Below are 11954 nucleotides of genomic sequence, written 5' to 3' on the forward strand. Positions count from 1 at the left end.
GGAGAGCGGTAAGTCGGGCGCCCGGCCATGGCGGGGTGTGCAGGTTCGCGGTTTTCAATCAGCTTCACCTGGTGCCAAAGGCGCAATGACGTCGGTGCTGGGGACAACTCAATCGTCGTCATGTGTCCTGGGAGGGAACATTCATGTCAACGTTCCAGCGCCGCCTCACGGTGGCCAATAGCGCGCGTCGCCGCGCTTGTAGCGGTCTGCAACCGACCGTCCTTGCCCTGAGTGTGGCGCTGCTGCTTTCGGCCGCCGCTCAAGCACAGGAAGCCGCCACCACGCCGACCACCACCGACCTGGACAAGGTCGAGGTCACCGGTACCCGTGGCAGCCTGACCAAGGCACAGATCATCAAGGAAACCAGCGACCAGATCGTTGATTCGATCGTGGCCGAGGACATCGGCAAGCTGCCCGACAACAACGTCGCCGAGGCATTGCAACGCATCACCGGCGTGCAGATCACCCGCAACAAGGGCGAAGGCAGCGGCATCATGGTGCGCGGCCTCACCCAGGTGCGCAGCGAGCTCAATGGCCGCGATATCTTCACCGCCAATGCCGGCCGTGCATTGAGCTGGGAAGACGTGCCGGCCGAACTGCTCGGCGGTGTGGACGTCTACAAGAACCCCAGTGCGGAGATGATCGAAGGAGGCCTCGGTGGCCTGGTCAACCTGCGCACCCGCATGCCCTTCGACCAGGACGGCATGAAGGTCTCCGGCAGCTTCACCCTCAACAAATGGGACCTGCGCGACTCGTTGCAGCCCTCGGCATCCATCCTGTTCTCCAACCGCTGGAACACCGAAGCCGGTGAATTCGGCGTGCTGTTCAACGTTGCCCACCAGGAAGGCCAGTACCGCGAAGACCGCATCAACATGGGCAGCTACCTGTCCTATGACGATGTACCCGGCTACGAAGGCCAGAACGTTGTCATTCCCAGCGAAGTCGGCATGTACAGCCACTTCGGTGACCGTGAGCGTGACGGCCAGTACGTGGCGTTGCAGTGGAAGCCGAACGACGACGTCGAGATCTACGGCACCGTGCTGCGTTCGGACTACAAGTTCCGCAACCGCGAATACAGCGTGCGCGTGGGCAACCTCAACAACAACACCCAGGACCTGGTGAACTGGTCCAACAACGGCTGGGGCTTCGTTTCGCCGAGCATCCCGGGCTACGAAGCGTTCAACGACCCGTTCGGCTTCGATGGCAACGGCGAGTTCCAGTACGGCACCTTCAACAACGCGCTGATCACCACCACCGCGCGCATGGACTGGCGCAACTCGGTGACCACCGACTATGCGCTGGGCGGCAAGTGGCAGGTCAATGACAACCTGCACCTGTCCACCGACTTCCAGTACATCGATGCCACCACCGAGAGCGTCAACTACTGGGTTGACCTGCTCGCCGGCCAGGTGGATCCGGATGACTGGCGTGGCTGGTCCGGCCTGTACGGCGTGCCGCCGGTGCGCGTGGACATGAGCGGCCGCTATCCGTCGGTGACCGTGCTCGACCGCGAGACCGGCCAGCCGATCAACGGCTACATGAGCGACATCAGCAACTACGGTGGCTGGTACTCGCACCTGGACAAGCGCGACAACAACGACGCCGACCAGTTCTCCTGGCGCGCCGACCTGCGCTGGGATTTCCTCGACAGCGACCTGCTCAACGACCTGCGCATGGGCGTGCGTTACACCGACCGCAGCGCCATCACCCGCAGCTCGGGCTGGAACTGGCAGAAGATCGCACCGGCCGGTACCGACAATGCCTGGGGCAGCTTCACCCCGGCGCCCTTCGCCGACTACCCCAATGCCTGCTACCGGCTGTTCCCGTTCAGTGACCACTTCCGTGGCAACAGCGGGTTGCCGACCGGCTACGTTGCCTGCGACGAGATGGTCGCCGACTACGAGAACACCGTGCGCATGTTCGGCCACGAGCCGATCGCCTACAACCCGATCACCGACATCCGCGAGTACACCGAGAAGACCTACGCCGCGTACGCCATGCTGCGCCTGGGCAACGACTCGGCGCGCTTCCCGTGGGACGTCAACGTCGGCGCGCGCGTGGTGCGCACCGAGACCACGGTCAACGGTTATGAGCTGGCGCAGAATTCGGCCACCAACGACACCAACCAGGTCAACGCCAAGCACTCGTACACCGATGTGTTGCCGAGCCTGAACTTCCGCATGTTCCTGACCGACAGCCTGCAGTGGCGCGTGGCTGCCTCGCGGGCGATGTCGCGCCCGGACTTCAACCTGATGGACCCCTACGTCTATCTCAACGACACGTTCTTCGACTTCAACACCGGTGGCGTTTCCTACGCCAGCCGCGGCAATCCAAACCTGGATCCGATGTACTCCAATCAGTTCGATACCTCGCTGGAGTGGTACTTCGGCCTGGGCTCGATGATCTACGGCACCGCGTTCTACAAGCAGGTTGACGGCTTCTACTACTACGACACGATCGCCGCCAATTACTTCGACCCGAACTTCGACATGCCGCTGGAAGGTTCCACCACCGGTGAGACCCGTCCATGCGTGAGCATGGAGTGCGTGCGCGAGTTCCAGCTGCAGACCCGCGCCAACGGCCAGGACGGCAAGATCAAGGGCTTCGAACTCGGTTACCGCCAGTTCTTCACCTTCCTGCCGGGCGCGCTGGACGGCCTGGGCTTCGAGGCCAACTACACCTACGTGGACAGCAAGGCACCGGCACCGGACGCCGCCAGCACCGACGGCATCGAGATTTCCTACCTGCCGTTGGAAGGCCTGTCGAAGAAGAGCTACAACGTGGTGTTGATGTACGAAAAGGAACGTGTGTCCTTCCGTGCCGCCTACAACTGGCGTGATACCTGGCTGGTCACCACGCGGCCGCCGAATGCGGGTCACGTGCCGCAGTACCACGACGCCACCGGCCAGCTGGATGCCTCGCTGCGCATCAACCTCAACAAGATCTGGTCGCTGACCTTGGACGGCACCAACCTGCTCGATGAGGTGCGTTCGGATTACTACGGCAGCAGCAGCCGTCCCAACGGCTGGTACGTCAATGATCGTCGTTATGGATTGAGCATCCGGGCCAACCTGGATCTTTGAACGGAGGTGCGGTGATGGCAGGTGTCGGGCGCTTCAATACGGGTGGTACGCAGCAACACGCGGCCACGGGCGCCGGGCTCCTGCGGCGGTGGATGCTGGCGGCGGCGATGCTGCTGCCAGCGCCGGTCGCGCTGTCCGCACCCGCGGCGGCGCCAGCGGAGTACCAGTGGCACAACGTCGCCATCGGCGGCGGCGGCTTCGTCACCGGGCTGGTCTTCCACCCGCAGCAACAGGGGCTGCAGTACGCGCGCACCGATATCGGTGGCGCCTACCGTTGGGAGCCGGCGCAGCAGCGCTGGCAACCCCTGCTGGACTGGATGGACGCCAGCGACCAGGGCCGTTTCGGCGTGGAAAGCATGGCCGTCGATCCGGCCGACCCCGAACGCCTGTACATGGCGGTGGGCACCTATCTGCACGAGCGTGGCAGCAACGGCGTGATCCTGCGTTCGAACGACCGCGGGCAGAGTTTCCAGCGCACCGAACTGCCCTTCAAGATGGGCGGCAACGAACTGGGCCGTGCCAATGGTGAGCGCCTGGCGGTGGACCCGAACGACGGCAAGGTGCTGTTGTTCGGTACGCGCGCCAACGGCGTGTGGCGCAGTGCCGACGGTGGTGTCAGCTGGAGCGAGTTGAAGTCGTTCCCGGCAATCGCCAAATCCACCGCAGCCACCGCGCAGAGCTGGGGCGGTGCGCAGGCCATCGGCGTGGCCTTCATCAATTTCGAACCAGACAGCAAGGGTGGCGACGGTGCATCGCGCACGGTCTACGCCGGCGTCTCGACCCAGCAGACCGCGCTGTACCGCTCAGACGATGCAGGCAGCAGCTGGCAGGCAGTGCCGGGCCAGCCGACCGGCTTGCGCCCCAACCACATGGTGCGCGACAGCCTGGGTCGCTGGTTGCTGAGCTACGGCGACCAGCCCGGCCCCAACACCATGAACAACGGTGCGCTGTGGCGCTTTGATCCGCGCGACGGTGCATGGACCGACATCACCCCGGTGCCGCAGTCCACCGACCTGCAGGGCGACGGCTTCGGCTGGGGCGCGGTGGCGGTGGATCCGCAGGACCCGCAGCGTATCGTCGCCAGCACCTTCAACCGCTTCGCGCCGCATGACGACATCTTTCGCAGCGTCGATGGCGGCCGCAGCTGGACCGCGCTGTCCACGCGCGCCGACTTCGACCACTCCTATGCACCGTGGACCGAAGAGGCGCGGCCGCATTGGATGGGTGTGCTGGCGATCGATCCGCACGACCCCGGCCACCTGCAGTTCGTCACCGGCTACGGCATCTGGGATACGCGCGACCTGCGCAGCTTCGACGACGGCAAGCGCCTGACCTGGCGTTTCCCGTTGGCTGGCTTCGAGGAGACCGTTCCGCTGGCGCTGGTCAGCCCGCCGCAGGGCGCGCACCTGGTCAGTGGTCTGGGCGACATCGACGGCTTCGTGCATGACGATCTGGACACACCGCAGCAGCGGTTTGCCGGCGTGCGCTTCTCCAATACCGAAAGCCTTGCCTATGCCGGGCAGGCACCGCAGCTGATGGTGCGTACCGGCTATTTCCATGACCGCCCCGAAGGCGCGGTGCGTGCAGCCTGGTCGAAGGATGGCGGGCGCACGTGGACGGCATTCGCGCACGAACCGCCCGATGGCGAAGGTGCGGGCCGCATCACCCTGGCCGCCGATGGCAAGCGGGTTATCTGGCAGACCCGTAATGGCGGCCATTGGCTCAGCGCCGATTTCGGCGGCCGCTGGCAGGCGGTGAAAGGCCTGCCGAAGAATGCGGTGGTGGAAGCGGACAAGCTGGAGGCCGGCGTGTACTACGGCTTCGATCCGGTCAGCGGCGCGCTGTATGTCAGTGGCGACGGCGGCGTGGAATTCCGTCAGGCCGAGGCCGGCGTTGGCGCGGTGGGTGATTGGTTCCGTGCCGAGATCCGCCCGAATCCGTGGCAGGCCGGGGAGGCCTGGGTCGCCGCCGGCTGGCGTGGGCTGTTGCACTGGTCGCCGGGCAAGCTGCGCCGTGTGGAAGGCCTGGACAACGTGTTCTCGGTCGGGCTCGGCAAGCCGCTCAAGGAGGGTGACACGCCGGTGCTGTTCGTATTCGGCGAGATGGCCGGCAAGCGTGGCCTGTACCGTTCCGACAACGGTGGCCGCCGCTGGACCCGCATCGACAACGACGCGCAGCGCTTTGGCGGCGTGATCCGCCATGTCACCGGTGATACGCGTATTCCCGGCCGCGTCTATTTCGGCACCGAAGGCCGTGGCATCTGGTACGGAGAATCGAAGTGAAATCGTTGTTCGCAGTGATGGGCCTGGCAGCGCTTGCCAGCAGTGCACAGGCAGTGGAGCTGCCGCGTGTGTTCGCCGACGGCATGGTGCTGCAGCGTGACCAGCCCTTGCCCGTATGGGGCAAGGCTGCACCGGGTGCACAGGTACGCATCGATTTCGCGGGCAGGCAGGTGACGGTGAAGGCCGCTGCCGACGGCAACTGGCGCGCGCAGTTGGCCGCGTTGCCGGCTGGCGGCCCGTATGTGCTGAGCATCGACGACAAGGCTGCGCCAAAGCAGTTGCGTGACGTCTACGTCGGTGAAGTGTGGCTGGCCTCGGGCCAGTCCAACATGGAATGGCCACTGGCCCAGACCGATGGCGCCGAGGCGGCGATCGCCGCTGCCGATGATCCCCTGATCCGCCATTTCAAAATTCCCAAGTCGTGGGCCGGCGCACCGCAGTGGCAGCTCAATGGCGGCGACTGGCGGCAGGCAACGCCGCGTACCGCCGGCGACTTTTCGGCAGTAGCGTATTACTTCGCGCAACAGCTGCGTGCGCGCACTGGTGTTGCGGTCGGCATCATCGACAGCACCTGGGGCGGCAGCACCATCGAAGCCTGGAGTGATGCAGCAACGCAGGGCCTGGACAGCGCCGCGCTGGCCGCGCAGGCGGCTGCGCTGCGCGAGGCCGACACCAAGGCGCTGCAGGTAACCCGCGCCAACCTTGCGCGCTGGCCGCAGCTGCCGGCCGATGCCAGCCACTGGCATGAGGCTGATGTCGATGCGGCGCAGTGGACCACAATTACTGTCCCCGGCTTGTGGGAAAGCCAGGGCTGGAATGGCATGGACGGCGTTGCCTGGTACCGCGCCAGCTTCCGCCTCAGCGCCGATGAAGCTGCCAAGGGCGTGACCCTGGGCGTTGGCCGCATCGACGACAGCGATACCACTTGGGTCAACGGCCAGCAGGTCGGCGAAACCAAGCTGCAGTACAACCTGGCGCGTCGCTACAGCGTGCCCGCGTCCGCATTGCACGCCGGGCTCAACCATGTCGCGGTGCGCGTGCAGGACTTCGGCGGCGGTGGCGGCATCCACGGCGAGGCCAGCGAAGTGTTCGTGCAGCCGCAGGGCGCGGCCGCGCGTGCGCTGGATGGCTGGAGCTTCCGTGTCGAGAGCGCGCAGGTCGCGCTGGTGGACGACAAGAACCAGCATCCAACCCTGTTGTACAACGCGATGATCCATCCACTGCAGGATTACGGCGTGCGTGGCGTGCTCTGGTACCAGGGCGAATCCAACGCCAATACCTTGCCGCAGGCGCAGAAGTACCGGCAGCAGTTCCCGGCGTTGATCACGCAATGGCGCGCACAGTGGAAGGCACCTGCGCTGCCGTTCCTGTGGGTGCAGCTGGCGCCGTTCTCGTCCGGTGCGGACAAGCGCGATGCCGACGATGTCGCCATCGACAGCCCGTGGGCCCTGCTGCGTGAATCGCAGGGCACGACACTGGCGCTGCCAGCCACCGCCCAGGTGGTGATCACCGACGTTGGCGATGTGCACGACATCCACCCGCGCAACAAGCGCACCGTTGGCGATCGCCTGGCGCTCGCCGCAGGGAAGTTGGTTTATGGCGACAGCGCGGTCGTTGCATCCGGCCCGAGCCATGTCGGCCATGACGTGCAGGGCAGCAGCGTGGTGCTGCGTTTCGACGCGGGCGCTGCGCCGTTGCAGGTAGGCGGTGGCGGTGAACTGAAGGGCTTTGAGGTTGCCGGCAGTGATGGGCATTTCCATCGTGCGCAGGCCCGCATCGATGGTAACCGGGTGATCCTGCAGAGCAGCGCAGTGCAGGCGCCGGTGGCCGCGCGCTATGGCTGGAGCGATACCGCGCAGGGCGCCAACCTGACAGGTGCCACCGGCTTGCCGGCGTCGCCTTTCCGCACCGGGCCATGAGCGTGCGGACTACCTGCATGAAGCAAAAGGAAACGACCATGAAGCTGACATCCCGACGTTCCGCGCCGGTCACCGGTGGCCTGCTCGCAACCGCGATGGCATTGCTGTTGGCTGCCTGTGGCAGCGCCAACCCGGACGCACCCGCTGCGCTAGGTGGCGAAGCCAAGGCTGCAGCCGCGGCCGCGGCCACTGCAGCGGACCTGCCGCGCGTGGTCACCGAGAATGGTCGCCATGCCTTGTTCGTCGATGGCAAACCGTTCCTGATCCTTGGCGCGCAGGTCAACAACTCCAGCAACTACCCGCAGGCGCTGGACGACGTATGGCCGGCCATCGACATCGTCAAGCCGAATACGGTGATGGTGCCGGTAGGCTGGGAACAGGTGGAAGCCAAGGAGGGCGAGTTCGATTTCGCCTTCGTCGATACCCTGCTGGAGCAGGCCCGCGAAAAGAAAGTGCGGTTGATACTGCTGTGGTTCGCCACCTGGAAGAACAACGGCCCGAACTACGCGCCGGAGTGGGTGAAGCTGGACAACCAGCGCTTCCCGCGCGTGATCACCGCCGATGGCCGCACCCTCAACTCGTTGTCGCCGCATGCACCGGCAACCCTGGAGGCCGACCGCAAGGCCTTCGTTCAGCTGATGCGTCACCTCAAGGCCAAGGACCCGCAGCACACCGTGATCATGGTGCAGCCGCAGAACGAGCCGGGCACCTATGGCAGCGTGCGTGACTTCTCGCCGCTTGCGCAGAAGGATTTCGATGCAGCCGTACCCGAGGCCTTGCTGAAGAAGCTGGGCAAGCAGCCGGGGACGTGGCGTGACGTGTTCGGTGCCGATGCCGACGAGTTCTTCCATGCCTGGCATATCGCCCACTTCATTGACCAAGTGGCTGCTGCCGGCAAGGCCGAGTACAACCTGCCGATGCTGGTCAATGCAGCATTGCGCGGCCCGTTCAACCCGGGCCAGCCCGGGCAGTACGCCAGCGGTGGCCCCACCGACAACGTGCTGGACGTGTACAAGGCAGCAGCGCCGAACATCGACCTGCTGGCACCGGACATCTACATGCCCGAGTACACGATGTACACCACGGTGCTGGAGCGCTATTCGCGCGCCGACAATCCGCTGTTCGTTGCCGAGACCGGCAACCGCGAGGAGTACGCGCGTTACTTCTTCTCCGCGTTGGGCCACCAGGCCATCGGCTGGTCGCCGTTCGGCATCGACTACTCCAAGTACTCCAACTATCCACTCGGCGCACGGGCCATGAACCCGGAGACGCTGGAGCCGTTCGCGTTGAACTATCGGCTGGTGGCGCCGGCTGCCGGGGTGATCGCCAAGGCCAGTTTCGAGGGCAAGGTGCGCGCCACCGCCGAGCAGCCAGGGCAGGCCGTGCAGATCCTGAAGATCGACGACAAGTGGAACGCGGTCATCACCTATGGCGTGCCGCAGTTCTGGTTCCAGGGTGAGCCGCCGGGCAACCCCGAGCCGATTGGCCGGGCGCTGGTGGTGCAGCTGGCAGCGGATGAATTCCTGGTCACCGGTGCGCACGCGCGCATCAGCCTGGTGGCGGCCGATCCGGCGGTGGCCGAGCGGCAGATCTATCACTCGGTGGATGAAGGCACCTATGTCGACGGCGAGTGGACGTTCCGCCGCCGCTGGAACGGTGACCAGACCGATTACGGCCTCAATTTCTCCAGCGCACCGCAGTTGCTGCGGGTGAAGCTGGCCACGTACTGAACAGTCGCATACAGCAAGGCGCCAGCCAGGCGCCCCAACGGAGGGAGATCCAATGATGTTGCAGAACAAGCACGCGCGGCTGCGCACCAGCCTGCTGGCACTGGCCGTGGCCGCCGCGATGGCGCCGCTGGCCGCATCGGCACAGACCGTGGAGCGCCAGGCCGATGGCGTGATCGTGCGCCCGGCCAATGCCAAGGCCGCCGATGTGCGCCTGCAGTTGGTGGACGACCGCATCGTGCGCGTCAGCGCGGACGTGGATGGTGATTTCCAGCGCAGCCCGAGCCTGATGCGGGTGGCCAACAGCGCGCCGGTGCCGGCATTCGAACTCAGTCAGGACGCCAGCGCCGTGACCCTGAAGGCCGCGGGTATCTCCGCGCAGGTAGCACTGGCCGATGGCCGCGTCAGCTTCTTCGATGCCGCCGGCAAGCCGCTGCTGGCTGAGTCGGCCGCAACGCGTGATTTCAGCGCCGGGCAGGTGGAAGGCAAGCCGATGTACAGCGTGCGCCAGCGCTTCGATTCGGTCGAAGGCGAAGCGCTGTACGGCACCGGCCTGCACCAGCAGGGCTGGATGAACCTCAAGGGCCGCGATGTCGAACTGCTCCAGCACAACATCGACAACGCCATTCCCTACCTGATCTCCAGCCGCAACTACGGCATCCTGTGGGACAACAACTCGATCACCCGTTACGGCGATCCCAAGGGCCTGCGACCGCTGCAGGAAGACCTGGTGGTCTATGACGCGCAGGGCAAGCCGGGTGCATTCACCGCGACCTATTCGTTCGATGGCCAGCAGCGTGTGGTGCGGCGCGAGAACGAGATCAACTACCAGTACATCAAGGACCTGAAGGCGCTGCCTGCCGAGGGCTGGAACAAGGCCCAGGGCGGCCGTACCCAGGTGGTGTGGGAAGGCGCCATCGAAGCCAAGCAGGGCGGCCGCCACACGTTCTCGATGTACAACAGCGAGTACGCCAAGGTCTACATCGACGGCAAGCTGGTGATCGACCGCTGGCGGCAGAACTGGAACCCGTGGCACCACGAGTTCGCGCTTGACCTGCAGCCGGGCCAGAAGCACCAGGTGAAGGTGGAATGGGACGCGATCGATCCGGCCTATATCGCGCTGCTGCATCGCGACCCGCTGCCCGCCGCCGAGGCCAATGATCTTTCGATCTGGTCCGAAGCCGGGCAGATGATCGACTACTACGTGGTTGCCGGCAGCAATGCCGACGAACTGATCGCCGGCTACCGCGAACTGACCGGCAAGGCCGTGCTGCTGCCGAAGTGGTCGTATGGCTTCTGGCAGAGCCGTGAGCGCTACAAGACCCAGGACGAGCTGACCGGTGCGCTGGACGAGTACCGCCGTCGCAAGCTGCCGATCGACGCCATCGTGCTCGACTGGTCGTACTGGCCGGAAGACGCCTGGGGCTCGCACGACTTCGACAGCAAGAACTTCCCGGACCCGACCGGCATGATCAAGCACGTGCACGACCAGAACGCGCAGATCATGATTTCGGTGTGGCCGAAGTTCTACCCGACCACCGCCAACTACAAGGAACTGGACGCCGCCGGTGCCATGTACCACCGCAACGTCGAAGTCGGCGAGCTGGACTGGATCGGCAAGGGCTACCTGAATTCCTTCTACGACCCGTACTCGCAGAAGGGCCGCGATATCTTTTGGCGGCAGGTCAACGAGAAGCTCAACAGCCGTGGCATCGACGCCTGGTGGCTGGACGCCTCCGAGCCGGACCTGCACAGCAACATCGACATCGGTGAGCGCAAGGCACGCACCACACCGACCGCGATCGGTTCCTCGGTGGAGTACTTCAACGCCTATCCGCTGGTGCATTCCGAAGGCGTGTACGAAGGCTCGCGCGAGGTCGATCCGGACAAGCGCGTGTTCATCCTCTCGCGTGCCTACTTCGCCGGCCAGCAGCGCGCCGGTGCGGCGTTCTGGAGCGGTGACATCGTGCCGCGCTGGGACGACATGCGTGAGCAGATCTCCGGCCTGGTCAATGCCTCGATGGCCGGTGCGCCGAACGTCAGCTTCGACATCGGAGGCTTCTCGCCTGAGCAGCGCTTCATCGACAAGGACCCGGCGCACCTGCCGGAGTGGCGCGAGATGAGCCTGCGCTGGTTCCAGTACGGCGCCTTCGTGCCGGTGTTCCGCCTGCACGGCCAGTTCCCGTACCGCGAGATCTGGGAAATCGCCCCGGAAGGCTCGGCGCACTACAACAGCTTCGTCCACTACCTGAAGCTGCGTTACACGCTGCTGCCTTACATCTACACCCTCGCCGGTGATACCTGGCAGAAGGACGGCACCATCCTGCGCGCGATGGCGATGGACTTCCCGGCCGACCCCAAGGTGCGTGACATCGCCGACCAGTACCTGTTCGGCCCGGCCTTCCTGGTTGCGCCGGTGACCGAGTTCAAGGCCACCAGCCGCCAGGTCTACCTGCCGGCCGGCACCAGCTGGATCGACTTCAACACCGGCGAGCGTCATGCCGGTGGCCAGACCATCACCGCCGCCGCGCCGCTGGAGCGCAGCCCGCTGTTCGTGCGTGCCGGCTCCATCGTGCCGCGCACCGTGGTCCAGCAGTACGTCGACGAGCAGCCGAACGCGCCGGTCACCATCGAGGTCTATACCGGTGCCGACGGCAGCTTCTCGCTGTACGAGGACAACGGCCGCAACTACGGCTACGAGCGTGGCCAGTCCAGCCGCATCGCGCTGCAGTGGGACCAGGCCAAGGGCGTGCTGAGCATCGGTGCGCGCGAGGGCAGTTACCCGGGCATGCAGGACAAGCGCGAACTGCGCGTGCGCTGGGTCGATGGCCCGCGTGACGGCATCGGCACGCTGGAGCCCAAGGCCGATGTGGTGGTGCGTTACGACGGAAAGGCGCAGGCCATCACCCGTCCGGCTGCCCGCTGACAGCGACAGCCAAGTTC

Annotated in this window: 5 protein-coding genes; all 5 read left to right on the top strand. The window is 65.4% G+C overall.

The features are described 5' to 3' along the window. Positions 1 to 143: 143 nt before the first annotated feature. Positions 144 to 3083 (top strand): TonB-dependent receptor, encoded by a 2940-nt coding sequence (locus tag ACVOLI_RS02950; RefSeq protein ID WP_481533459.1) that lies wholly within the window; start codon positions 144 to 146, stop codon positions 3081 to 3083. A gap of 92 nt (positions 3084 to 3175) precedes the next feature. After that, complete coding sequence (locus ACVOLI_RS02955; RefSeq protein ID WP_481533476.1) at positions 3176 to 5365, top strand: cellulase; 2190 nt, start codon at positions 3176 to 3178, stop codon at positions 5363 to 5365. A gap of 17 nt (positions 5366 to 5382) precedes the next feature. After that, positions 5383 to 7284, top strand: a complete 1902-nt coding sequence (locus ACVOLI_RS02960; protein ID WP_481533477.1) for a sialate O-acetylesterase — start codon at positions 5383 to 5385, stop codon at positions 7282 to 7284. A gap of 38 nt (positions 7285 to 7322) precedes the next feature. Next, positions 7323 to 9014, top strand: coding sequence for a DUF5597 domain-containing protein (locus ACVOLI_RS02965; RefSeq protein WP_481533460.1), 1692 nt, complete (start codon positions 7323 to 7325; stop codon positions 9012 to 9014). Between the two features lie 55 nt (positions 9015 to 9069). Continuing rightward, positions 9070 to 11937: a TIM-barrel domain-containing protein gene (locus ACVOLI_RS02970; protein WP_481533461.1), complete on the top strand. Its 2868-nt coding sequence runs from the start codon at positions 9070 to 9072 to the stop codon at positions 11935 to 11937. The last annotated feature ends 17 nt before the right edge of the window (positions 11938 to 11954 follow it).

This window comes from Stenotrophomonas sp. STEN029 (assembly GCF_056760015.1).